Origin of the sequence: Streptomyces sp. NPDC048441, assembly GCF_043200235.1 — a bacterium.
In the GTDB taxonomy this organism is placed as follows: domain Bacteria; phylum Actinomycetota; class Actinomycetes; order Streptomycetales; family Streptomycetaceae; genus Streptomyces.
The window spans coordinates 45,193-68,740 of record NZ_JBICXM010000016.1; the positions used below are offsets into that span (position 1 = coordinate 45,193).

The following is a 23,548-nucleotide window of genomic DNA, read 5'->3' on the forward strand; positions in this document are numbered from 1 at the left end:
ATTGACTTTTTACCGGGGTTCCATGCAAGGTCTGCCTCACGCTGGGCCGAGCAAAGGAGCCGTTTCACCGTGCGCATCTCCCATCACCCCCGCATCCCCCGAAGGGCAGCCGCCGCTGCCGCCGTCCTCGCTGTCCTTCTGCCGTTGAGCGCCTGCGGCGACGGCGGTGACGGCGGCGGCTCCACGGACGCCTCCGGCAAGATCGAAGGCGACATCACCTTCCAGACCTGGAACCTGAAGGCCAACTTCAAGTCGTACTTCGAGGGCGTCGTCGACGGCTTCGAGAAGAAGTACCCGGGCACGAAGGTGCACTGGGTCGACCAGCCCGGCGAGGGCTACGCCGACAAGATCAGCGCCGACGCCGCCGCGGGAACCCTCCCCGACGTCGTGAACGTCTCGCCCGACCTGGTGGCCCCGCTCGCCAAGGCCGGTCTCGCGCTCGACCTCGACAAGGCCGCGGGCAAGTACGAGAAGGAGTACCTGCCGGGGGCGTGGAAGAGCCACCAGATACCGGGCACAAAGGGGACGTACGCCTTCCCCTGGTATCTGAACACCGGGCCGCTCTTCTACAACAAGCGGATCTTCAAGGACGCGGGGCTCGACGCCGACAAGCCCCCGAAGACGTACGACGAACTCTTCGACGACGCACACAAGTTGGCGGAGAAGAGCAACGGCAAGACCGCCACGCTCGCCAACATCCCCACCATCGAGGACTTCGGGCGCTACGGCGCACCGCTGATGGACAAGGACGGGACCAAGTTCACCTTCAACGGTCCCAAGGGTGTCGAACTCCTCAAGAAGTACAAGGAGTTGTACGACGCCAAGGGCCTCGACGGGCAGGCGCTCAACGCGACGCCCGAGTCGACGGGCAAGAAGTTCCTCACCGAGGCCGTCGCCATGAACCCCGGAAGTGCCCTGGACCTCGGTAAGTTCAAGAAGGAGGCGCCCTCCCTCTACAAGAACATCGGGATCACCCCGCAGATCACCAACACGGGCAAGGACAACATGTACGTGATGGGGGTGATGGTGAACACCCGCACCAAGCAGACGCCCGCCGCCGTGGCCTTCGCCCACTACGTGACGGACGCCCAGCACCAGATGTCCTTCGCCAAGAAGGTCGCGATCTTCCCCAGCACGCAGGGCTCGCTCGACGACCCGTACTTCACCAAGGAGGACGGGACGGACGACACACGCGTCCGCATCGCCGCCGCCAAGTCCATCAAGACCGCGGTCAATTACACGCCCGTGCTGTTCAGCGAGCAGATGAAGATCGAGCTGCGCAACAGCGTGGGCAAGGCCCTCCAGGGCAAGGAGAGCCCCAAGGAAGCACTTGACAACGCTGTCAAGAACTGCGATCGGCTGCTGAAGCAGAGCTGAGAAGACGACACGGGACCACCACCATGAAAACCTCAAGCGCCGCCACTGTTCCCCGCGTCGCCGCCGACGGCAGCCCACGCAGACGCATCAGGCGTCAACTGCCCTCAAGCCCCTGGCTGTTCGCCGCCCCCGGGCTGCTGATCGTCGGCATCTTCATCCTCTATCCGTTCGTCAGCACGCTCATCAACTCCTTCACCGACAAGCGGACCCTGATACCGGGGGAGTACGTCGGCCTGGACAACTTCCGGGAGCTGCTGCACGACGACATGTTCTGGATCGGGCTCCGCAACTCGACGCTGTACATCGTCGGGGTCGTCCCCGCGCTCGTCCTGCTGCCGCTGCTGCTCGCGATGCTCGTCCAGAAGCACATCCCCGGCATCACCTTCTTCCGGTCCGCCTTCTACACGCCGGTGGTCGCGTCCATCGTCGTGGTGGGCCTGATCTGGGTGTGGATGCTGGATGAACGGGGTCTGGTCAACGCGGTGCTCGAGGCGGTGGGCGTCGGCTCGGTCGGCTTCCTCAGCGACCAGTGGCTGCTCCTGTTCAGCGCCATGGCCGTCACGGTCTGGAAAGGCCTCGGCTACTACATGATCATTTATCTGGCGGCGCTCGCCAACGTGCCCCGCGAACTCCACGAGGCCGCCTCGGTGGACGGTGCGGGCGCGGTACGCCGCTTCTTCACCGTCACCGTGCCCGCAGTGCGCTCCACGATGGTCCTGGTCGCCGCGCTGTCATCGGTCGCCGCCTTCAAGGTGTTCACCGAGGTCTACCTGATGGCCGGGCCCAACGGCGGCCCGGCGGGCGAGGACACCACGCTCGTGATGCTGGTGCAGCGCGTCGGCACCGGCCTGACCGGCCGCGTCGGATACGCGTCGGCCATGTCGGTCGTCGTCTTCATCGTCACCGTCGCGCTGATGCTGCTCGTGCTGCGCGCGGACCGGAAGGAGGACGCGTGAGCACCGCGACGACGGACACGAAGAAGACTGAGCAGGCGGAACAGCAGGCCAAGGGGAAGGTCCGCAAGCCCGGTGCCCGGAAGCGCGGGCGGATCACCGACGAGAACGGCCGCAGGATGCCCGTGTGGGAGATCGTCCTGCGCTACGCACTCCTGCTCGCCGTCCTTGCGCTGATGGTCGGCCCCTTCCTCTGGCAGCTTTCCACCTCCCTGAAGGGCCCGCACGAGAACATCTTCAGCTCCCCGCCCAAGTTCCTGCCGAGCAACCCGACCTTCCACAATTACGAGCGGGTCGCGGACACCATCCCTGTCTGGGACTACGCGCTCAACTCCCTGAAGGTGGCCGCCGCCAACGTGGTGACCAACTGTGTGGGCGCCACCCTCGCCGGCTACGCCCTCGCGCGCCTGCGCTACCGGGGCCGCAGGGCGGCCACGCTCGTCTTCATCCTCGCCATGCTGGTGCCCGTGGAGGGCATCATCATCGCCCAGTTCACGACCATGCGGGAGCTGGGTCTGAACAACACCCTCATCGGTGTGCTGCTGCCCGCCTGCGTCTCCGCGCTCAACGTCCTGCTGATGCGCAATGCCTTCCTGAACCTGCCGTACGAGATCGAGGAAGCCGCCTATGTCGACGGCGCGAACGTCTGGCAGCGGTTCCTGCGGATCTCCCTGCCCGCGGTCAAGGGAACCCTCGCCGTGGTGGCGATCTTCGCCTTCATGGGCGCCTGGGACGACTTCCTGTGGCCGCTGATCGTACTGAGCGACCCGGGCAAGTTCACCCTGACCATCGGCCTGAACTATCTGCACGGCACCTTCGCCAACGACGAACGGCTCGTCGCCGCGGGCACGGTCATCGCCGTCCTTCCGCTGATCGTCCTCTTCGCCTGTCTCCAGCGGTACTTCTTCCGCGGGGTGGGCGAGGGGGCGGTGAAGGGCTGAAGCGGCCTGGGTCTGCCCGCTGTCCCCGTTGTCGTACCGCGTACAACCCCCCGCACCCCCGAGAACCAGGACTCGTATGCCTCGCGTGCCCCTCGCCGTGCCGCGCTTCGGCGCGAACTACACCCCCAGCCAAGGGTGGTTCCACCACTGGCTCGACTTCGACATCGACGCCGTGCGCACCGACCTCGACGCGATCGCCGCGCTCGGCCTCGACCACATCCGGGTCTTCCCGATCTGGCCGTACTTCCAGCCCAACCGCACCCTGATCCGGCCGCGTGCCGTGGAGCAGCTCGTCGCCCTCGCGGACGCCGCCGCCGAGCGCGGGCTCGACGTCAACGTCGACGGGCTACAGGGGCACCTGTCCAGTTTCGACTTCCTGCCCGCGTGGACGCAGACGTGGCACCGGCGGAACATCTTCACCGATGCCGATGTGGTGGAGGGGGAGGTCGCGTACCTGCGCACGCTCGCTGCCGCGCTCGCCGACCGGCCGAACTTCATCGGGATGACCATCGGGAACGAGGTCAATCAGTTCTCGGCGGGCCCGCATCCCGATCCTGACCGGATCACCGAGGACCAAGCGGGGGAGTGGCTCCGGCGGGTGCTCGCCGCGTGCGAGGAGGGTGCGCCCGGCAAGCTGCATCTGCACGCCGAGTACGACGCCGCCTGGTACCAGGACGACCAGCCCTTCACCCCGGCGCAGGCCGCACGGCTCGGCGGTGCGACCGCCGTGCACTCCTGGGTTTTCAACGGCACGGCACAGCGGTACGGGCGGGAGAGCGTGGCCACCGCGCAGCACGCGGCGTACATGATCGAGTTGTCCAAGGCCTGGGCGGACGATCCGCACCGCCCTGTCTGGCTCCAGGAGGTGGGCGCGCCCGCTCCCCTCATCCCGGCCGAGCACGCGGCTTCCTTCACGGAGGCGACGGTCGCGGCGGCGCTGGACTGCGCGGATGTGTGGGGAGTGACGTGGTGGTGCTCCCACGATGTGTCGCGTTCGCTGGCTGACTTCCCTGAACTTGAGTACAGCCTGGGGCTGTTGACGAACGAGGGGCGGGTCAAACCGGGAGGCGAGGTGCTGGCCCGGCTCGCCAAGGAGTGGCGGGGGCGGGAGTATGCGCCCGCCGTGCGGACGACCGCGGTGGTCGTGGACGACTCCGCCGCGGCGCGGTCCGCGTGCGCTCCTGGGGGAGCGGTGTTCGAGGCGTTCATGGGCCTCGTTGCGGACGGGGTTCGGCCTGCCGCGGTGCTGGCGAGTAGGGCTGGGGACTTGCCGCACTTGGCTGCGCGGGGCATTACGGAGGTTGTGCGGCCGGGGGAGGTTGGCTAGGACCAAGATCTCTCCCCAACCCCGCCCCTTCCCGAGAACCCGCTGCGCGGGAGCGTCCTCAATCGCCGGACGGCTGAAAGATTCAGCCTCTCCGGCGTTTGAGGATCGGGGTCTGGGGCGGAGCCGCTAATAGATGCAGCCGGGAAGGGGTGGGGTTGGGGAGAAGGAGACCCGCCCACCCCCGCCCAACACGCAACACACAAACGGAGAGCACCATGCACGACGACCGCACCCTCATAGAGGCCCGCCTCAAGCGCGTCCTCGACGAACGCATCCGCCCCGCCGTATACCCCGAGTCCATCCCCCTGGACGTAGCCGTATGGACCGCCCCGGGCGAACCCGTGCCGGTAGCAGAAGGCCTCGCCGCCACCCCCGAGCCGACGGCGGTCGGCGCCGCCTGGGGCGCCCCCTGGGCCACCAGCTGGTTCCGGGTGATCGGCACCGTGCCCAAGGAATGGGCGGGGAAGACAGTCGAGGCCATCCTCGACCTCGGCTTCGACGAGAACATGCCCGGATTCCAGTGCGAAGGCCTCGTCTACCGCCCGGACGGCACCCCGGTGAAGGGCCTCAACCCCCGCAACCAGTGGGTGCGGATCGCCGCCCCCGCGACCGGCGGTGAAGACGTCCACCTGCACATCGAGGGCGCCTCCAACCCCGTCATCCTCGACTACCACCCCTTCCTGCCCACCCAGCTCGGTGACAAGGAGACGGCAGGGAGCGAGCCTCAGTACAAGCTCGCCCGCATGGACCTCGCCGTCTTCGACGAGACCGTGTGGCAGCTGGTGATCGACCTCGAAGTGCTCGGCGAGCTGATGCAGGAGCTGCCCGAGGACTCCGGGCGGCGTTACGCCGTCGTGCGCGCCATCGGTCGCGCCCTCGACGCCGTCGACCTCCAGGACGTGAACGGCTCGGCGCCCGCCGCCCGCGCCGAGCTCGAAGCAGTCCTCGCCAGCCCCGCCGAGCCATCGGCCCACCGCATCAGCGCCGTCGGTCACGCGCACATCGACTCCGCGTGGCTGTGGCCGCTACGCGAGACGGTGCGCAAGGTCGCCAGGACCACTTCCAACATGACGGCCCTTCTCGAGGACGAGCCCGACTTCGTCTTCGCCATGTCGCAGGCGCAGCAATGGGCGTGGGTCAAGGAGCACAGGCCCGAGGTGTGGACGAAGGTCAAGAAGGCGGTCGCCGACGGGCGGTTCGTGCCCGCGGGCGGCATGTGGGTCGAGTCGGACACGAACATGCCGGGGTCGGAGGCGATGGCCCGCCAGTTCGTGCACGGCAAGCGCTTCTTCCTCGACGAGTTCGGCGTCGAGAACGACGAGGCCTGGCTGCCCGACACCTTCGGCTTCGCGGCAGGGCTTCCGCAGATCATCAAGGCGGCCGGGTCCAAGTGGCTGCTCACGCAGAAGATCTCCTGGTCGCAGACCAACCGCTTCCCGCACCACACCTTCAACTGGGAAGGCATCGACGGCACCCGCATCTTCACGCACTTCCCGCCCGTCGACACCTACAACTGCTCGATGAAGGGCAGCGAGATCGCCCACGCGGCGAAGAACTTCAAGGACAAGGGAGTCGCCCGGCACTCCCTCGCGCCGACCGGCTGGGGCGACGGAGGCGGCGGCACCACCCGCGAAATGATCGCGAAGGCGGGACGCCTGAGTAACCTGGAGGGCTCGGCGACCGTCGAGTGGGAGACCCCCGCCGCCTTCTTCGAGAAGGCCGAGGCGGAGTACCCGAACGCCCCCGTCTGGGTCGGCGAGCTGTACCTGGAGCTCCACCGCGCCACCCTCACCAGCCAGGCGGGCACCAAGCAGGGCAACCGCCGCAGCGAGCACCTGCTCCGGGAAGCGGAGCTGTGGGCGGCCACGGCTGCCGTGCGGTCGCCGGAATTCTCGTACCCCTACGAGGAATTGGACCGCATCTGGAAGACGGTCCTGCTCCACCAGTTCCACGACATCCTGCCCGGTTCGTCCATTGCCTGGGTGCACAGGGAGGCGCGTGCGACGTACGCGGCGGTCGCCGACGAGCTGAACGGCATCATCGACGCGGCCCAGCGCGCGCTCGCGGGGGAGGAGGGCGGCACGGGGACCCTCGTCTTCAACTCCACCCCGCACACCCGCGAAGGCGTCCCGGCGGGCGGCGCGCGCCCCGCCACTGTCGACGGCCAGTCGGCGATCGCTTCGCGCGCCGACGGCGGCTACGTCCTCGACAACGGTCTGCTGAGGGTCGAGATCGACGCGCACGGGCTCATCGTCTCGGCGTACGACATCGTGGCCGACCGCGAGACCGTCGCACCCGGCCTCGCGGCGAACCTGCCGCAGATCCACGCCGACTTCCCGAACATGTGGGACGCGTGGGACGTGGACGAGTTCTACCGGAACACCGTCACCGATCTCACCGAGGCGGACGCGGTCGAGCCGGGCGAGAGCGAGCCGGGCAAGGACGGCGCTTCGGTCCGTGTCGTGCGGAGCTTCGGCGACTCGCGGCTCACGCAGGTGCTTTCGCTCGCGCCCGGTTCCACGCGCATCGACATCGACACCGAGGTCGACTGGCACGAGACGGAGAAGTTCCTGAAGCTGGCGTTCCCGTTGGACATCCACGCGGAGCGGTACGCGTCGGAGACGCAGTTCGGCCACTTCTACCGGGCCACGCACACCAACACGAGCTGGGAGGCCGCCAAGTTCGAGGCGTGCAACCACCGCTTCGTGCACATGGAGGAGCCGGGCTGGGGCGTCGCCCTCGTCACCGACTCGACGTACGGCCATGACGTGACGCGCACGGTCCGCGCCACGGGCGACGCCGGTACGACGACGACCGTGCGGGTCTCGTTGCTCCGTGCCCCGCGCTTCCCCGACCCCGAGACGGACCAGGGCGTCCACCGCTTCCGGCACGCGCTGGTCCCCGGGGCAGGGATCGGCGACGCGGTGCGTGAGGGGTACCGGATCAACCTTCCCGAGCGGCGGATCACGGGCGGCACCGAGGTGGCCCCGCTGGTGACAGTCGACAACGACGCCGTAGTCGTCACGGCGGTCAAGCTCGCCGACGACGGCAGCGGTGACGTGGTCGTCCGCTTCCACGAGTCGCGCGGCGGGCGGGCGAAGGCCACGCTGACGGCCGGTTTCCCGGTCGGGTCGGTCGCGGTGACGGACCTGCTCGAGCGGCCCCTCGCCGATGCCGCGGAGCCGGAGCGCGCGGGCGACGGCGTCGCGCTGACGCTGCGGCCGTTCGAGCTCGTGACGCTGCGGTTGACGCGGGCCTGAGTCCTTCTCCTCGAACGCCGGACGGGCTGGATCGGCTGGATACAGCCCGTCCGGCGTTCGAGACGGACTCGGTATCAGACTCAGAGGCGGAGTCGGTGATCAACCGTGCGCTACTCGTCCAGCTGCGCCCGAAGCCACGACTCGACCTCCCCCACATGCGCAGCCGCCGCAGCCTTCGCCGCCTCCGGGTCGCGGGCCACGAGCGCCCCGTGGATCCGTGCGTGCTCACGCCGGGTCCGCTCGAACGCGCCCTCTTCCTGGTAACCGCGCCAGACCCGCGCACGGAACGTGCGTGAGGACAGGCCGTCCAGGATCGCCGCCATAGTGTCGTTGCCCGCCGCGAAGGCGATCGTGCGGTGGAACTCCAGGTCGTGGGAGAGGATCTCCTCGGGGTCCTCCGTGGCGTTCATCGCCTCCAAGTGCTTCTCCACGTCGGCGAGTTGATCCGGTGTGATCCGGGCCGCCGCCAGTGCGGTCGCCGTCGACTCGAGGACCCTGCGCACCTCGAGGAGCTCCACGAGCTGTGGCCCGCGCGACAGATCGGCCACGACGCCGAAGGTCTCCAGGAGGTCTCCGGCCTCCAACTGCGTGACATAGATGCCCGAACCGTGCCGGGCCTCCAGGACCCCCATCACTGTCAGCGCCCGGATCGCCTCCCGCATGGAACTGCGCGAGATACCCAGCTGCGTGGCCAGGTCCCGTTCCGTCGGCAGTCGTTCGCCCGGTTCGAGCCGGCCCTCGCCGATCATCGCCTTGACCTGGTCGATGGCCCGCTGCGTCACGGTGCCCTTCTGCGGGGCGGTCTGGTCCACGTAACGCTCCTCCACTAGCCGAGTGCGCCGCAGTCTAACCAGAGATGTGGTCGGACCACTACGGCCTGAAACCAGGAAAACTTGGCGCCGAGGGGTGTTGTGAGGGCCAAGTGGTCTGATAAATATTCGCCATCAGTCGCTAGAACTCGCAAAAGGACTTCGTCCGATCACGCTCGATCCACGTTCTCTCCACGCTCGATGAGGAGCCGTCAGATGGCCGGCAGAACAGTGCGCAACAGGTCCAGCAGGGTGGGGACTTCGCGGGCGGTGCGGATCGCCGCCGCGGCCGCCTGCGCGTCCCTCGTGCTCACGGCATGTGGCAGTACGAAGGACACCGCTTCACCCGGCGGCGAAGGTGGCGGAGAGGGCAAGGTCGGGGTGATCCTGCCCCTGCTGACCTCGCCGTTCTGGCAGTCGTACAACGACTACGTGCCGAAGATGGCGAAGTCCGAGGACGTCGACACGCACAAGACCGTCAACTCGAACAGCGACCCGTCGCAGCAGATCACCGACATCAACAACCAGCTCAACCAGGGCGTGAAGGGGCTCGTGGTCGCGCCGCTCGACAGTGCGGCCATCTCCGCGGGCCTCGACCAGGCCGAGCGCAAGGGCGTGCCCGTGGTCGCCGTCGACGTGGCCCCGGAGAAGGGCAAGGTCGCGATGGTGGTGCGGGCCAACAACGTCGCGTACGGCGAGAAGGCCTGCGACTACCTCGGCGATCAGGTCAAGACCGGCAAGGTCGTCCAGGTCATGGGAGACCTCGCCTCCGTCAACGGCCGTGAGCGCTCCGAGGCGTTCCGCTCCTGCGTGAAGAAGAAGTACCCCAAGCTCAAGGTCCTGGAGATCCCCGCCAAGTGGGAGTCCGACACGGCCGCGTCGAAGCTGGACACGCTCCTCAACTCCAACCCCGACATCAAGGGCATCTACATGCAGGCGGGCGGCGTCTACCTCGCGCCGACCCTGCAGACCCTGAAGTCCAAGGGAATGCTGAAGAAGGCGGGCGAGAAGGGGCACATCACCGTCATCTCGAACGACGGCATCCCGCAGGAGTTCGACGCCATCCGCAAGGGCCAGATCGATGCCACGGTGTCGCAGCCCGCAGACGCGTACGCCAAGTACGGGATGTACTACATCAAGGCCGCGATGAACGGCAAGAAGTTCAAGCCGGGCCCGACCGACCACGACTCGACGATCGTGAAGCTGCCCAGCGGCACGCTCGAGGACCAGCTGCCCGCTCCGCTGGTCACAAAGAAGAACGTGGACGACTCCAAGCTGTGGGGCAACACGGTCAAATGAGTACGCCGATGATCAAGCCCCCCACCGGCCGGGCGACGACAGCGCTCGTCGAGGCGGCCGGCATAGCCAAGCGGTACGGACCCACCGTCGCGCTGCAGGACGGGCAGCTGACCGTCCTGCCCGGTGAGTCCCACGCCCTCGTCGGCCGTAACGGCGCGGGCAAGTCCACCCTCGTCACCATCCTCACCGGACTCCAGGCCCCGGACGCGGGCACCGTCCTCTTCGACGGCGAGCCCGCGCCGCCGCTCACCGACCGCGACGCCTGGCGCCGCAGGGTGGCGTGCGTCTATCAGAAGCCGACCGTGGTGCCTGATCTGACCGTCGCTGAGAATCTCTTCATCAACCGGCAGCCCGAAGGCCGCGGCGGCTTCATCAGCTGGCGCAAACTGCGCGCCCAGGCCGCCGATGTGCTCGAGACCTGGGACGTGCGCGTCGACCCTGACGCGCGGACCGCCGACCTCAAGGTCGAGGACCGTCAAATGGTCGAGATCGCACGGGCGTTGAGCTTCGGCGCGCGGTTCATCGTCCTGGACGAGCCCACCGCTCAGCTCGACAACCGTGAGATCGAGCGGCTCTTCACACGGATGCGGGCGCTTCAGGATTCCGGCGTCACCTTCCTCTTCATCTCGCATCACCTCCAAGAGGTGTACGAGGTGTGCCAGACCGTCACCGTCCTGCGTGACGCCCGCTGGATCACCACCGCCCCGGTGGCCGAACTGCCGCGCGCCGCCCTGGTGGAGGCCATGGCGGGCGAGGCCCTGAGGGAGAAGGAAGCCGCCGAGGAATCCGTCGCCAGGACCGAGGTCCCCGCCGACGCCCCGGTCATGCTCGACGTCAAGGGCCTCACCAGCGAGTCGTACGCGGACATCGACCTGACCGTCCGCAAGGGCGAGGTCGTCGGCCTCGCCGGATCCAGCGGCAGCGGCAAGATCAGCCTCGCGGAGACCATCGCGGGGCTGCACACGCCGGTCGGCGGAAGTGCTCAACTCGACGGCAGGCGCCTGCCGTTCGGCGACGTGGCCGCAGCGCTGCGGGCCGGAGTCGGCTGCGTGCCGCGCGACCGGCACGACCAGGGCCTCGTCTTCGGGATGACGATCGGCGACAACGCCACCATGACCGTGCTCGACCGGCTCGGGAAGTACGGCTTCGTCGGCACCGAGCGCAAGCGCGGCTTCGCCGAAGAGCTGATCGACCGCCTCGACATCCACGCCGAGGGACCCGACCAGGCCGTGTCCGACCTCTCCGGCGGCAACGCCCAGAAGGTCGTCATGGCCCGCGCGCTCGCCTCCGACCCGCGGCTCCTCGTCCTCATCAACCCCACCGCGGGCGTGGACGTGAAGTCCAAGGAGTCACTGCTCGCCCGGATGGACAACGCCCGCGAGGACGGCACCGCCGTCCTGGTCGTCTCCGACGAACTGGACGACCTGCGGCGCTGCGACCGCGTCCTGGTCCTCTTCCACGGCCGGGTCGTCGCCGAACATGCGGCGGGCTTCAACGACCACGACCTGATCGCGTCGATCGAGGGCGTCGACCAGACGGGCCCCGACAGGGGCGCGGGGAACGGCGCGACAAGCCCCCACCGGCCCGCGGCCGAAGCACAAGGAGACCACCATGGCTGACCTCAAAGCCCCGGCTGTGCAGGCCGACCCCGCACCCGCACGCCCCGGGGAGTCTCGCGCAGCGAGGAACATGCTGCTGCGCCGGGCACGTGAACTAGCCCTAGTCCCCGCCCTGTTGCTCCTCATGCTTCTCGGTACCCTGGTGAACGACTCGTTCCTCACCGAGCGGAACCTCATCTCCATCCTGGGAGCATCCGCCGCCCTCGCGATGGTCGTGCTCGCCGAGTCCCTCGTCCTCATCACCGGCAAGTTCGACCTGTCCCTGGAATCGGTCGTCGGCATCGCGCCCGCCGTCGGTGCCCTGCTCGTACTTCCCGCGGCCCAGGCCGGATTCGGCACTGAGTTGCCCGCCGTGGTGGGGCTGCTCGCGATCGTCGTCGTCGGCGCGGTCATCGGCGCGTTCAACGGCATCCTCGTGGTGAAGCTCAAGCTCAACGCGTTCATCGTCACGCTCGCCATGCTGATCGTGCTGCGCGGACTGCTCGTCGGCGCGACCGAGGGCAAGACGCTCTTCGGGATGCCCGACGCCTTCTACACCCTCGCCACCTCGACGTTCCTGACCATCCCGCTCTCGGTGTGGCTGGCCGCCGTCTCCTTCGGCATCGCGGGCTTCGTGCTCAAGTACCACCGTGTGGGGCGCGCCCTGTACGCCATCGGCGGCAACGCGGACGCCGCACGCGCCGCCGGCATCCGCGTCGAGCGGGTGATGCTCGGCGTGTTCATCGTCGCCGGTGCCCTCGCCGCCGTCGGCGGACTCATGCAGACAGGCTACGTCGGCGCGATCAACGCCAACCAGGGCCAGAACATGATCTTCACCGTGTTCGCGGCCGCGGTCATCGGCGGCATCAGTCTCGACGGCGGCAAGGGCACCATGTTCGGCGCCCTCACCGGCGTCCTGCTGCTCGGCGTCGTACAGAACCTGCTCACTCTCGCCCAGGTGCCTTCCTTCTGGATCCAGGCCATCTACGGCGGAATCATCCTGGTCGCCCTGATGATCGCGCGCGTCACCACCGGCCGCGCACAGGACTGAGAGCCTGTGTCATATCCCCGGTCGGGCGCGCGGGGTCTGGCACGCACGCTCGCGGCGTTGCCAAAATGCCCTAGTAGCTCCGCTACGAGAGCATTCCGGCGCCTTGCGATCGCACGCACCAGACCCCGCGCGCTGATCCGACCGGGGATATGACACAGGCTCTGACCCCGCTCTGGGTTCCCCGCCTCCTTGCCCCTTTCCGGAAAGGCCTCCTGTGTCCCCGACTCCCGCCCGCATCACCGCGGTTGATACCTATGACGTACGGTTTCCGACCTCGCGGGAACTGGACGGATCCGACGCGATGAACCCGGACCCCGACTACTCCGCCGCCTATGTGGTGCTGCGCACCGACGCGGACGACGGCCTGGAGGGCCACGGTTTCACCTTCACCATCGGGCGCGGCAACGACGTCCAGGTCGCCGCGATCCGGTCGCTGCGCCACCACGTCCTCGGCCGGTCCGTCGAGGAAGTCTGCGCCGATCCCGGGACATTGAACCGCGACCTCATCGGGGACAGCCAGCTGCGCTGGCTCGGGCCCGAGAAGGGCGTGATGCACATGGCCATCGGTGCCGTTGTCAACGCGCTCTGGGATCTGGCGGCCAAGCGCGCGCACAAGCCGCTGTGGCGGTTCCTCGCGGACGCCGAGCCGCAGTGGCTGGTCTCCCAGATCGACTTCCGGTACATCGCGGACGCCCTTACCCCGCAAGAGGCCCTTGAGCTGCTCCAGGCGGGCCGTGACGGAGCCGTCGACCGGGAGGCGGTGCTGCGGGAGCGTGGTTTCCCCGGCTACACGACATCGCCGGGCTGGCTCGGCTACAGCGACGAGAAGCTCACCCGCCTGGCCCGACAGGCCGTGGCGGACGGATTCACCCAGATCAAGCTGAAGGTCGGCGCGGATCTGGCGGACGACGTACGCCGCTGCCGTACCGCCCGCGAGGCGATCGGGCCCGACATCCGCATGGCGATCGACGCCAACCAGCGCTGGAACGTCGACGAGGCCGTGGAGTGGACCCGTGCTCTCGCCGAGTTCGACCCGTACTGGGTCGAGGAGCCCACAAGCCCCGACGACGTCCTCGGGCACGCCGCGATCCGTACGGCGGTCGCCCCGGTCAAGGTCGCCACCGGCGAGCACGTCCAGAACCGCATCGTCTTCAAACAGCTCCTCCAGGCCGGCGCCATCGACGTCCTGCAGATCGACGCGGCCCGCGTCGGCGGCGTCAACGAGAACCTCGCGATCCTGCTGCTCGCCGCCAAGTTCGGCATACCGGTCTGCCCGCACGCGGGCGGAGTCGGCCTGTGCGAACTCGTCCAGCATCTGTCGATGTTCGACTACACGGCGCTGTCAGGCACCACCGAGAACCGCGTCATCGAGTACGTCGACCACCTCCACGACCACTTCATCGACCCGGTCGTGGTGCGTGACGGCCACTACATGGCGCCCACAGCGCCGGGCTTCTCGGCCACCATGCGGGCCGAGTCGCTCGCCGAATTCACCTATCCGGACGGCGCCTTCTGGGCCGCCGACCTCGCTCAGGGCAAAGGAGCAGCCGCATGACGGACGCCCAGGACTTCCGGGACTTTGCGGGGCTCAAGGCCCTGGTCACCGGCGGAGCCTCCGGTATCGGGCGCGCCACGGCCGAGCTGCTCGCCGCCCGTGGCGCTCAGGTCGCGGTGCTCGACCTCGACCCGAGCAGCGTGCAGAAGCCGCTCACCGGCTACCGCGCCGACGTCTCGGACGACGCCTCGGTGCGCGAAGCCGTCGCCGCCGCCGTGGCCGACCTCGGCGGGCTCGACGTACTGATCAACAATGCCGGGATAGGCGCGCAGGGCACGGTCGAGGACAACGACGACGACCAGTGGCACACGGTGCTCGACGTGAACGTCCTCGGGATCGTCCGCACCACCCGCGCCGCCCTGCCGCACCTGCGCGGCTCGAGCCACGGGGCGATCGTCAACACCTGCTCGATCGCCGCCACCGCGGGCCTCCCGCAGCGCGCGCTGTACTCGGCGTCGAAGGGCGCGGTGCTCTCCCTGACGCTCGCCATGGCCGCGGATCACGTACGGGAAGGGGTGCGCGTCAACTGCGTCAACCCCGGCACCGTCGACACCCCCTGGGTCGGCCGGCTCCTGGACGCCGCGCCCGACCCGGCGGCCGAACGCGCCGCGCTCGCCGCCCGCCAGCCCACCGGACGCCTCGTCCGTGCGGAGGAGGTCGCGGGCGCCGTCGCCTACTTGGCGAGCCCCCTCTCCGGCGCCACCACCGGCACCGCCCTCGCCGTCGACGGCGGGATGCAGGGCCTGCGGCTCCGGCCGGCAGGCCAGTGAGCGGCATAGCCCGGCGCACCCTGGGACCCGGCGGCGTCGAGGTGACGGACCTGTCCTTCGGCGCCGCCGGCCTCGGCAACCTCTACTCGCCGATCACCGACGAGGAGGCGGCCGAGGCGATCGACACGGCGTGGGACGCGGGCATCCGGTACTTCGACACGGCGCCGCACTACGGCATCGGCCTGTCGGAGCGCAGGGTGGGCGAGGCGCTGCGGGCCCGCCCGCGGGAGACGTACACGCTCTCGACCAAGGCGGGACGCCTCCTGGAAGCGGTGGACAGGCCGGACGGCGACGACCTCGCCCACGGCTTCGCCGTGCCCGCGACGCACCGCCGCGTCTGGGACTTCAGCGCGGACGGCATCCGCCGTTCCCTGGAGGCGAGCCTCACCCGCCTCGGCCTCGACCGCGTCGACATCATGTACCTGCACGACCCGGACGACCACGCCGAGCAGGCTTTCCGCGAGGGTTATCCGGCGCTGGAGCGACTGCGCTCCGAAGGCGTCATCGGCGCGATCGGCGCGGGCATGAACCAGACGGCGATGCTCACCCGCTTCGTCCGGGACACGGACGTCGACGCCGTGCTGTGCGCGGGCCGCTACACACTCCTGGACCAGAGCGCCCTGGCCGAGCTGCTCCCGGCGGCGGAGAAGCACGGCACCGCGGTGGTGATCGGCGGCGTCTTCAACTCGGGCCTGCTCGCCGACCCCAGACCGGGCGCGACCTACGACTACACGACCGCGCCCCGCTCCCTCCTGGACCGCGCCTGCCACCTGAAGGCGATGGCGGAACGCCACGGCACCACGTTGCGTGCGGCGGCCCTGGCCTTCCCCCTCGCCCATCCGGCGGTGGCCACGGTCCTCGTCGGCGCCCGCTCGCCGTACGAAGTCCGGGACGCGGCAGAGCAGTTCACGGCCACCGTCGCTGCCGACTTCTGGACGGAAGCCCGCGCCGAAGGACTGCTCCCCGCCCATGTGCCCGTCCCCGCCCCCGTCCCCGGAAAGGACCCCGCGTGAGAATCGCCCTGCACACCAAGGTCCGCGCCGACCGCACAGCCGAGTACGACGCCGCGCACCGCGAGGTGCCCGCCGAGCTCACCACCGCCATCCGCGCGGCGGGCGTCACCTCCTGGACGATCTGGCGCAGCGGCACCGACCTCTTCCACGTCCTGGAGTGCGAGGACTACCCCCGTATGCTCGCCGAACTGGACAAGTTGCCGGTCAACATCGCCTGGCAGGCACGCATGGCCGAGCTCCTGGACATCGTCCATGACTACTCGGCCGATGGCGCGGATGCTGGCGTGCCCGTCGTATGGGAGCTGTGATGAGTGACGTGAGGTGCCGGTGAGCGGCGTGCCGTGGAGGGTCGACTCCCATCACCATGTATGGGACCTCTCCGTACGTGACCAGGAATGGATCACCGGCGATGCGCTCGCCCCGATCCGCCGGGACTTCTCCCTCGCCGACCTGCTCCCCGAGGCCCGCGCCGCCGGTGTCGCCGCAACCGTGCTCGTCCAGACGGTCACCGTCGCCGATGAGACCCCCGAGCTGCTCGCCCTCGCGGCGGCGGACAGCGACCTGGTGGCGGGCGTCGTGGGGTGGACCGACCTGACCAGGCCCGATGTCGCCGACACGGTTGCCGAGCTCTGCCAACTCCCGGGCAGCCAGTACCTGGTGGGCATCCGGCACCAGGTGCAGGGCGAGCCCGACCCTCAGTGGCTGCTGCGGCCCGATGTGCGCCGTGGCCTGGCCGCGGTCGGTGCGGTGGGTCTCGCGTACGACCTCGTCGTCCTGCCCCAGCAGCTCCCCGCCTGCGTCAAGGCCGCCCAGGAGCACCCGGAACTCACCTTCGTGCTGGACCACTTGGGCAAGCCACCCGTCGCATCCGGCGCCCTCGAACCCTGGGCCGCCGACATCCGTGCGCTCGCCGCTCTCCCCAATACGGTCTGCAAACTGTCCGGTCTGGTGACTGAAGCCGACCCGAAGGCCTGGACGGTGGATGACCTGCGCCCGTATGCGGACACCGTCCTGGACGCCTTCGGCCCCGACCGGCTGATGTTCGGCTCCGACTGGCCCGTCTGCACCCTGGCGGCGACGTACGGCGAAGTCATCGACGCCGCACGGGAGTTGACCGACTCGCTCAGTGACAGCGAGCGCGCCGCCCTCTTCGCCGGGACCGCCATCCGCGTCTACCGCCTCTGACTCAGCGAGGCGACCCGACCCGCGTCGGCGGTAGGAAATCCCGCACGTACGTCCGCTCCCAGCAGGCACCCGTCTCGCGCAGCTCGCGCCATGTCGTGTAGCGGTAGCGGTACAGGCGTGCGCGGATGTACGCGGGTGGCGCGTCCGGCGGGAACGGGGCGTGGCGCAGCAGCCGCAGTGTGTCCCGGTCGCCGTCCAGGAGCCGCTCCACCAGCGGGCCGAACCACGACCTCGCGTATGCGGGGGAGAGCGCGGCGAACCACATCATCCAGTCGAGCCGCAGATGGTACGGCGCGAACTGCCGTGGCCAGCGCCGCACATCGCCCGGCTTTCCCTTGAACTCGTACTCCCGCCACTCGGAGTCCTGCCGGGGTGCCGCGTCCGACGTGCCCTCGATGACCACCTCCTGGCGGACACGGCTGACGCTGCCGAACGCGCCGTAGGCGTTCACGAGATGGAGCGGGTCGAAGGAGTAGTTCATGATCTGGCGCCGCGAGAACAGATTGCGCGCGGGGCGGTAACTCAGGCCGAGGAGCAGGACGGTCACCGCGATGACCACCACCTCGTACCAGAGAGGGGAGGCGGGGGAGTCCGACGGCGCCGCCACGCTGCCGAAATCCACGACGGACACGGCGAGCACGATCGTCAGCCAGTTCAGCCAGGCGAAGTTCCCCGAAAGGACGAGCCACAGCTGGGTGGCGATCATCAGGCAGGCCGCGGCCGTCGCGATCGGCTGCGGCGTGAACAGGAGGACGGGGACGACGAGTTGGGTGAAGTGGTTCGCCGCGACCTCGATCCGGTGCACCGGCGCCGGGAGGTGGTGGAAGAACCAGCTCAGCGGGCCCGGCATCGGCTGCGTCTCATGGTGGAAGTCCAGGCAGGTGAGCTCGCGCCAGCACGCGTCGCCGCGCATCTTGATCAGCCCCGCGCCGAACTCGACGCGGAACAGCACCCAGCGCAGCAGGAAGAGCACGAGCACCGGCGGCGCCGTCTCGTCGTTGCCCAGGAACACGGCGAGGAACCCCACCTCGAGGAGCAGTGACTCCCAGCCGAAGCCGTACCAGGTCTGGCCCACATTCACGATCGAGAGATAGAGCACCCAGGGAACGACCCAGAGCAGCATGGCGCCCCACAGGGGGAGGCGGCCGTCCACGCCCGCGAGCAGGGCCGCCGCGCAGGCGCATCCTGTCCACGCGACGAGGGCGAAGAAGCGGTCCGAGTAGTGGAGCTGGAACAGGCTCGGCGCCCGGCGGAACGGCACGCGCTCGACGTAACGCGGCACCGGCAACATGCCGCGCTCCCCGATCAGCGCACGGAACTGCAGCGCCGCGTCCAGGAACGCGACGAGATAGACGGCGGCGAGCGCCCGCTGGAAGACGATGCGGCCGAGCCAGTACCCATCAGCGGTGAACCACTCCACAAGACCATCTTGCGCCTGAACCGGTGCCGCGACCCCTCAGCTTGCGCGGAAGCTCCGGCTGCCCCAGAGAATGGGGGCAAAGTGCCCGATAACAGGCGGGAGTGCAGGGTGCGTCTGCCCACCAGGATGCCCACAGCGACCTTCAGGATGCCCACGAGGACCTTGGCGACGGCCTTCGCGATATCCGCGGCCCTCTTCGTCGCCGGATGTTCCGACGGGGGCCAGAAGGACACCGCCGACGGTGGGGCCGAGCTGTTCATGCAGCCCGCCGCCGCCGAGGGCCCTGATCCGTTCACGGACTCCACCGCGACGTCCGGTGCGACCCCCTCGCCCGTCACCCGTTCGCCGCAGCCGTCGCCGACCGGAACCTCCTCGCCCACGGCCCAGGGCGTGCGCTCCCTCTCGGGCGGTACGCCGGGTCTGTACGGCGGCACGCACTCCGTGGGCAGCTGCGACGTCGACGCCCAGGTCCGCTTCCTCACCGCCGACAAGGCCAAGGGGCGCGCCTTCGCCCAGGTGTCGGGCATCTCCCAGGCCGACATCCCGGGCTTTCTGCGCGGCCTGACGCCCGTCGTGCTGCGGGCCGACACGCGCATCACCAACCACGGCTACCGCGACGGCCAAGCCACCAGCTTCCAGTCCGTGCTGCAGACGGGCACCGCCGTCCTCGTCGACAACCGCGGGCTGCCGCGCGTGCGGTGCGCCTGCGGGAACCCGCTGAAGCCGCCGGTCGCGTTCAAGGGCACCCCCAGCCACCAGGGCGAGCAGTGGTCCGGCTACCGCCCGGAGCAGGTCGTGGTGGTGACCCCGGCGCCGAAGATCATCGTGAACATCACCATCGTGAACATCGTCAACAACACGTGGATCGAGCGGAAGACCGGCGACGAGGACGGCGACAAGGACCACACGGTGCCGCCGCCGGAGCCGACACCGCCACCGACGCCCACCCCGACAACGCCCTCCCCGTCAGACCCGGACGACAGCGACACCCCCAGCGACCCGGGCACCACCTCCACGGACTGCCCGACCCCGCCCCCCGCCACGGGCACGGAGCCGCCCACCGGCACCCCGACCACGATCCCGCCGGGCTGCCCCACGCCCACACCCACGCCCACGGGCACGTCGAGCGAGCCCGCCCCGCCCACAGACGAGTCCACCGCCCCGGACGGCGACACGGTGCCGCCTCCGCCCCCGGAGGACCCTGGCGACGAGACAGGCCCCGACACCGTTCCGAACAGTGATCCCGGCAGTTTCCAGAGCTGAGCGTGCGCGCTCGGACCCGACAGCGAAGAATCATGAAGTGTCATGACGCCCACGTCACTGCCGGACGACTGGCCAGCGGATCCACGGTCGATCCTGGCTCCCAACCGCACAGGCCTCTTCGACTGGGACCTCGACAGTCGCCTGCTGCACCTCGATGCCTCGGCACTGGACGTCTTCGACATGCGGCCCGACGAGTTCGACGGCCACCCCGAGACCCTCGCATCCCGGGTCTCCCCGATCGAGTCGCACCGTCTCGACGCCCTCGTCTCGCAGGCGCTGAAGGACGGCAGCCAGACCTACGGCGTGTACTTCCGCGTACGGCTGCGGGCGGGCGGCCTGCGCTGGACCCATACCCAGGGGTACATCCACCGCGACCAGACGCACCGCCCGCGCCGCATCGTGGGCATCGTCCGCGACGCCACGCAGGAGCTCGGCGACAGCACGGCCCGGCGTGAGCGCGCCGACGAGGAGGAGGACCGGCGCCGTCGCACGAGCATCGTGGAGGGCACCACGGCGGCCCTCGCGCACGCCCGTACCGTCCGGGACGTCATCGACGTACTCAAGGACACCCACGGCCTGGCCCACCTGGGCGCGTCGAACCTCGTCATGGGACTCGTCGAGGCCGGGCGGATCCGGCTCGTCGCGGAAGGGCCGAAGGGCAGCTTCGTGCCGGGCACCAAGTTCACGCGGATCGACGAGCCGTATCCGATGAGCGAGGCCGTGGCCACGCTCTCGCCACGCTTCATCGAGACGGCCGCGGAGTTCGCCGCCCGGTACCCCGAGCTGTGGCCGCACATCGACAAGCTCGGCATCACCGCGGCCGCGTATCTGCCGCTGATCGCGCAGGCCAGGCCCATCGGCGTGCTCGGCCTGCTCTACCAGGAGAAGACCGGCTTCACCGAGGAGGAGCGCAACGTCCTGGTCGCCCTCGGCGGCGGCATCGCGCAGAGCCTGCAGCGCGCGATGTTCTACGAGCAGGAGAAGGACCTCGCCCAGGGCCTCCAGCAGGCGATGCTGCCACGCACCATCCCCGGCGTTCCCGGCGCCGATGTCGCGGTCCGCTACCGCTCGGCGGCGCTCGGCCGGGACATCGGCGGCGACTGGTACGACGTGATCCCGCTGCCCGGCGGCCGTGTCGGGGCCGTCATCGGCGACGTACAGGGCCATGACACGCACGCGGCGGCCGTCATGGGCCAGCTGCGCATCGTTCTGCGCGCCTATGCCGCCGAGGGGCACACACCCGCGACCGTCATGGTCCGCGCTTCGGGCTTCCTGCACGAGCTGGACACCGAACGCTTCGCGACCTGCCTCTACGCGGAGGCCGATCTGTCCACGGGCGTGGTCCAGCTGGTGCGGGCCGGGCACATCGACCCGCTGGTCCAGCAGATCGACGGGAGCTGTCGCAGGGTGCCGGTCGACGGCGGACTTCCGCTGGGCCTCTCCGCCGAGTTCGGCCGTCTCGAATACCCGGTCACCACCTTCGAACTCGACGCGGGCCAGACCCTGTTGCTCTTCACCGACGGCCTCATCGAGGAGCCGGGCGTCGACCTCGACGACGGGTTGCGGGCCCTGGGGGAGCTCGCCTGCTCGGGCCCGCGCGACCTACAGCGACTCGCCGACCGGCTCTGCGGGATCGTGGACGAGCGGGGCGGCGCCGACGACGCGGCGCTGCTGCTCCTGCGCCGCCACCTGACCGACACGCCGCGCTCGGGCGGGCGACTCCAGCAGCATGTCGGCCCCGGCGATCCGGAGGCGCTCGCCGAGGCCAGGCACATGGTCAGGGCCGCCGTACGCGCCTGGGGCGCGGGGGATCGCGCCGACGAGATCGAGCTGGTGGCGGACGAGGTCATCACCAACGCCCTGATGCACACCGACGGCGCGGCGGTCGTGACGCTGCGCGTCATCAGCGGGGGCGACCGGCGTCTGCGCGTGGAGATCGAGGACTCCTCGAGCGCGCTGCCGCGCCGCAGGGAGGCGGGGGAATCGGGTGTGTCGGGGCGGGGGTTGCTGTTGGTGGACATGCTCACGGATGTGTGGGGCGTGGAGTCACGAGGCAGTGGAAAGTGCGTGTGGTGCGAGTTCATCGTGCCCGCGCGGGACAGCGAGGGTCAGGAGTGAGCGGATGCCGGAACTCCCCGAGGTCGAGGCGCTGCGCGCCTTCCTCACCGACCACCTCGTCGGCCACGAGGTCGTGCGGGTGATGCCCGTGGCGATCAGCGTCCTCAAGACGTACGACCCGCCGCCCACCGCGCTCGAGGGCCGCACCGTCACGGCCGTGGCGCGCCACGGCAAGTTCCTCGACCTCGACGCCGACGGACTGCACCTGGTCACGCACCTCGCCCGCGCGGGCTGGCTGCACTGGAAGGACCGCCTCCCCGACGGCCCGCCACGGCCCGGCAAGGGCCCGCTCGCCCTGCGTGTCGCACTGGAGACGGGCGAGGGCTTCGACCTGACGGAGGCGGGCACGCAGAAGCGCCTCGCGGTGTACGTGACGGAGGCCCCCGCACAGATCCCGGGCATCGCCCGCCTCGGTCCCGACCCGCTCGCCCCCGACTTCGACGAGGAACGGTTCGCGAGCCTCCTCTCGGGCGAACGCCGCCAGATCAAGGGCGCGTTGAGAGACCAGGCGCTGATCGCGGGCGTGGGCAACGCGTACAGCGACGAGATCCTGCATGCGGCCCGCATGTCCCCGTTCAAGCTCACGTCGAGCCTCACGGAGGAGGAAGTCCATGGGCTGTATGTGGCGTTGCGGACCACGCTGACCGAGGCGGTGGAACGCTCGCGCGGAGTCGCGGCGGGGCGTCTCAAGGCGGAGAAGAAGAGCGGCCTTCGCGTGCACGGCCGCGCCGGTGAACCGTGCCCCTTCTGCGGCGACACCATCCGGGAGATCTCCTTCAGCGACTCCTCGCTGCAGTACTGCCCCACCTGCCAGACGGGCGGGAAGCTGTTGGCGGACCGCAGGATGTCGCGGTTGCTGAAATAGCGGGTGGCGAGGGGGAGTTCAGGGGCGGTTCAGCGTCAGGAGGTGCTTGCCGTCCGTCGTACGCACCTCGTAGCGGGCTATGTCCTCACGGGGCATGGCGGCGCCGCCGCGAGTCGAGAGTCCGGCAGTCGACGCACCGGCAGGTTGCCCGGCAGGCGCCTTCCACGTCGTGACCGTCTGCTCGGAACCATCGGTGCCGACGGCGACGAGTTCGCAGACACGGGCGCCTTGCTGGTCGCGTACCCGGAGTCCGATGTCCGTGCCCCAGGCGCGGCCCTGCGCCGTCAGGCTCGCCGATACGCCGGTGCGGCCGTCGCGCGCGGTGATCCGTTCCGGGCCGGCTCCCTCGGCCGACAGGATCTCCGTCGCGGGCACCGCGAGCGCCAGCAGGACGCTCGCAGCGACCGCGCACAGCCACCGCTTGCGCCCGGCCCTGCGCAGCCGCCCGGCCTCGGCGAGCAGCCGGTCGAGGAGTCTGGGCCCCGGTGTGGCAAGCGGTTCGACGTGGCGCGGCGTGAGGCGGCCGTAGGCTGCCAACTGCCGGACAGCCGAGTCGAGTTCATCCACCAGGTCCCGGCAGGCGGGGCAGTCCATGAGGTGATCGTCGAAGCGGAACGTGTCCGCCGCGTCGAGGACGCCGAGCGCGTAGGCGCCGGCGTCACGATGCCGCTCCAGGGGCCTCATGGCGTTCCTTGCGTGACGAGTCGGGGCAGGGGTGTTTTCTGCCCTTCCGTACGCAGGAGA

Annotated in this window: 19 protein-coding genes; 16 read left to right on the top strand and 3 right to left on the bottom strand. The window is 69.6% G+C overall.

The genetic code is table 11. The features are described 5' to 3' along the window. Window positions 1-69: 69 nt before the first annotated feature. The 5 genes from ACGFSB_RS31650 (at window position 70) to ACGFSB_RS31670 (ending at window position 7,858) form a co-directional block, all read left to right on the top strand. Window positions 70-1,377: an extracellular solute-binding protein gene (locus ACGFSB_RS31650; RefSeq protein WP_393406322.1), complete on the top strand. Its 1,308-nt coding sequence runs from the start codon at window positions 70-72 to the stop codon at window positions 1,375-1,377. A gap of 23 nt (window positions 1,378-1,400) precedes the next feature. After that, the gene (locus ACGFSB_RS31655) at window positions 1,401-2,333 is read left to right on the top strand and encodes a carbohydrate ABC transporter permease (protein ID WP_393406325.1); all 933 of its coding nucleotides are present in this window, start codon (window positions 1,401-1,403) and stop codon (window positions 2,331-2,333) included. Beyond that, on the top strand, window positions 2,330-3,271 hold the full coding sequence (locus tag ACGFSB_RS31660) for a carbohydrate ABC transporter permease (RefSeq protein ID WP_393406328.1): 942 nt from the start codon (window positions 2,330-2,332) through the stop codon (window positions 3,269-3,271). Before ACGFSB_RS31655 ends, ACGFSB_RS31660 begins: the two co-directional genes overlap by 4 nt. 76 nt (window positions 3,272-3,347) lie before the next feature. Further along, entirely contained in the window at window positions 3,348-4,598 is a 1,251-nt protein-coding gene (locus ACGFSB_RS31665) for a glycosyl hydrolase (RefSeq protein ID WP_393406330.1), read from the top strand. A 215-nt stretch (window positions 4,599-4,813) separates the two neighbouring features. Next, window positions 4,814-7,858: an alpha-mannosidase gene (locus ACGFSB_RS31670; RefSeq protein WP_393406332.1), complete on the top strand. Its 3,045-nt coding sequence runs from the start codon at window positions 4,814-4,816 to the stop codon at window positions 7,856-7,858. Between the two features lie 110 nt (window positions 7,859-7,968). Here the strand turns inward: ACGFSB_RS31670 and ACGFSB_RS31675 are convergent, their stop codons facing one another. Continuing rightward, window positions 7,969-8,670, bottom strand: a complete 702-nt coding sequence (locus tag ACGFSB_RS31675; RefSeq protein ID WP_393406335.1) for a FadR/GntR family transcriptional regulator — start codon at window positions 8,668-8,670, stop codon at window positions 7,969-7,971. 213 nt (window positions 8,671-8,883) lie between these two features. Here ACGFSB_RS31675 and ACGFSB_RS31680 point away from each other — a divergent pair, with 213 nt between their 5' ends. The 8 genes from ACGFSB_RS31680 to ACGFSB_RS31715 all read left to right on the top strand — a co-directional run bounded on the left by ACGFSB_RS31680 (window position 8,884) and on the right by ACGFSB_RS31715 (window position 17,138). Next, window positions 8,884-9,966 carry a sugar ABC transporter substrate-binding protein gene (locus ACGFSB_RS31680; RefSeq protein WP_393406337.1) on the top strand — a complete coding sequence of 361 codons (1,083 nt, stop codon included), beginning with the start codon at window positions 8,884-8,886 and terminating at the stop codon, window positions 9,964-9,966. Between the two features lie 8 nt (window positions 9,967-9,974). After that, window positions 9,975-11,585 (top strand): sugar ABC transporter ATP-binding protein, encoded by a 1,611-nt coding sequence (locus tag ACGFSB_RS31685; protein WP_393406340.1) that lies wholly within the window; start codon window positions 9,975-9,977, stop codon window positions 11,583-11,585. Then, complete coding sequence (locus tag ACGFSB_RS31690) at window positions 11,578-12,615, top strand: ABC transporter permease (RefSeq protein ID WP_393406342.1); 1,038 nt, start codon at window positions 11,578-11,580, stop codon at window positions 12,613-12,615. Before ACGFSB_RS31685 ends, ACGFSB_RS31690 begins: the two co-directional genes overlap by 8 nt. 214 nt (window positions 12,616-12,829) lie before the next feature. Continuing rightward, a complete protein-coding gene (locus ACGFSB_RS31695; RefSeq protein WP_393406344.1) occupies window positions 12,830-14,170 on the top strand; it encodes an L-fuconate dehydratase in 1,341 nt (446 codons plus the stop codon). Next, window positions 14,167-14,940 carry an SDR family NAD(P)-dependent oxidoreductase gene (locus ACGFSB_RS31700; protein ID WP_393406346.1) on the top strand — a complete coding sequence of 258 codons (774 nt, stop codon included), beginning with the start codon at window positions 14,167-14,169 and terminating at the stop codon, window positions 14,938-14,940. The genes ACGFSB_RS31695 and ACGFSB_RS31700 overlap by 4 nt, the downstream gene beginning before the upstream one ends. Then, complete coding sequence (locus tag ACGFSB_RS31705; RefSeq protein WP_393406348.1) at window positions 14,937-15,953, top strand: aldo/keto reductase; 1,017 nt, start codon at window positions 14,937-14,939, stop codon at window positions 15,951-15,953. Before ACGFSB_RS31700 ends, ACGFSB_RS31705 begins: the two co-directional genes overlap by 4 nt. Next, window positions 15,950-16,261, top strand: a complete 312-nt coding sequence (locus ACGFSB_RS31710; RefSeq protein WP_393406350.1) for an L-rhamnose mutarotase — start codon at window positions 15,950-15,952, stop codon at window positions 16,259-16,261. The genes ACGFSB_RS31705 and ACGFSB_RS31710 overlap by 4 nt, the downstream gene beginning before the upstream one ends. Before the next feature lie 28 nt (window positions 16,262-16,289). Further along, complete coding sequence (locus ACGFSB_RS31715; protein WP_393406353.1) at window positions 16,290-17,138, top strand: amidohydrolase family protein; 849 nt, start codon at window positions 16,290-16,292, stop codon at window positions 17,136-17,138. Between the two features lies 1 nt (window position 17,139). On the opposite strand, the gene ACGFSB_RS31720 is transcribed toward ACGFSB_RS31715, so the two are convergent. Continuing rightward, entirely contained in the window at window positions 17,140-18,558 is a 1,419-nt protein-coding gene (locus ACGFSB_RS31720) for a lipase maturation factor family protein (protein ID WP_393406355.1), read from the bottom strand. A 147-nt stretch (window positions 18,559-18,705) separates the two neighbouring features. Between ACGFSB_RS31720 and ACGFSB_RS31725 the strand changes: the two genes are divergently transcribed. Genes ACGFSB_RS31725 through ACGFSB_RS31735 form a run of 3 tightly spaced genes read left to right on the top strand, consistent with a single transcriptional unit; the run spans window position 18,706 to window position 22,804 of the window. Then, window positions 18,706-19,821 (top strand): DUF6777 domain-containing protein, encoded by a 1,116-nt coding sequence (locus ACGFSB_RS31725; RefSeq protein ID WP_393406357.1) that lies wholly within the window; start codon window positions 18,706-18,708, stop codon window positions 19,819-19,821. Between the two features lie 42 nt (window positions 19,822-19,863). Then, the gene (locus ACGFSB_RS31730; RefSeq protein ID WP_393406360.1) at window positions 19,864-21,939 is read left to right on the top strand and encodes a SpoIIE family protein phosphatase; all 2,076 of its coding nucleotides are present in this window, start codon (window positions 19,864-19,866) and stop codon (window positions 21,937-21,939) included. Between the two features lie 4 nt (window positions 21,940-21,943). Beyond that, the gene (locus tag ACGFSB_RS31735) at window positions 21,944-22,804 is read left to right on the top strand and encodes an Fpg/Nei family DNA glycosylase (RefSeq protein ID WP_393406362.1); all 861 of its coding nucleotides are present in this window, start codon (window positions 21,944-21,946) and stop codon (window positions 22,802-22,804) included. An 18-nt stretch (window positions 22,805-22,822) separates the two neighbouring features. Here ACGFSB_RS31735 and ACGFSB_RS31740 read toward each other — a convergent pair whose 3' ends face one another. Further along, the gene (locus ACGFSB_RS31740; RefSeq protein WP_393406364.1) at window positions 22,823-23,488 is read right to left on the bottom strand and encodes a zf-HC2 domain-containing protein; all 666 of its coding nucleotides are present in this window, start codon (window positions 23,486-23,488) and stop codon (window positions 22,823-22,825) included. Window positions 23,489-23,548: the final 60 nt, after the last annotated feature.

Coding starts and splice junctions, on each gene's coding strand:
- ACGFSB_RS31655 (WP_393406325.1), top strand. CDS start 1,401: ATGAAAACCTCAAGCGCCGCCACTGTTCCCCGCGTCGCCGCCGACGGC.
- ACGFSB_RS31665 (WP_393406330.1), top strand. CDS start 3,348: ATGCCTCGCGTGCCCCTCGCCGTGCCGCGCTTCGGCGCGAACTACACC.
- ACGFSB_RS31670 (WP_393406332.1), top strand. CDS start 4,814: ATGCACGACGACCGCACCCTCATAGAGGCCCGCCTCAAGCGCGTCCTC.
- ACGFSB_RS31680 (WP_393406337.1), top strand. CDS start 8,884: ATGGCCGGCAGAACAGTGCGCAACAGGTCCAGCAGGGTGGGGACTTCG.
- ACGFSB_RS31685 (WP_393406340.1), top strand. CDS start 9,975: ATGATCAAGCCCCCCACCGGCCGGGCGACGACAGCGCTCGTCGAGGCG.
- ACGFSB_RS31690 (WP_393406342.1), top strand. CDS start 11,578: ATGGCTGACCTCAAAGCCCCGGCTGTGCAGGCCGACCCCGCACCCGCA.
- ACGFSB_RS31700 (WP_393406346.1), top strand. CDS start 14,167: ATGACGGACGCCCAGGACTTCCGGGACTTTGCGGGGCTCAAGGCCCTG.
- ACGFSB_RS31725 (WP_393406357.1), top strand. CDS start 18,706: ATGCCCACGAGGACCTTGGCGACGGCCTTCGCGATATCCGCGGCCCTC.
- ACGFSB_RS31730 (WP_393406360.1), top strand. CDS start 19,864: ATGACGCCCACGTCACTGCCGGACGACTGGCCAGCGGATCCACGGTCG.
- ACGFSB_RS31735 (WP_393406362.1), top strand. CDS start 21,944: ATGCCGGAACTCCCCGAGGTCGAGGCGCTGCGCGCCTTCCTCACCGAC.
- ACGFSB_RS31740 (WP_393406364.1), bottom strand. CDS start 23,488: ATGAGGCCCCTGGAGCGGCATCGTGACGCCGGCGCCTACGCGCTCGGC.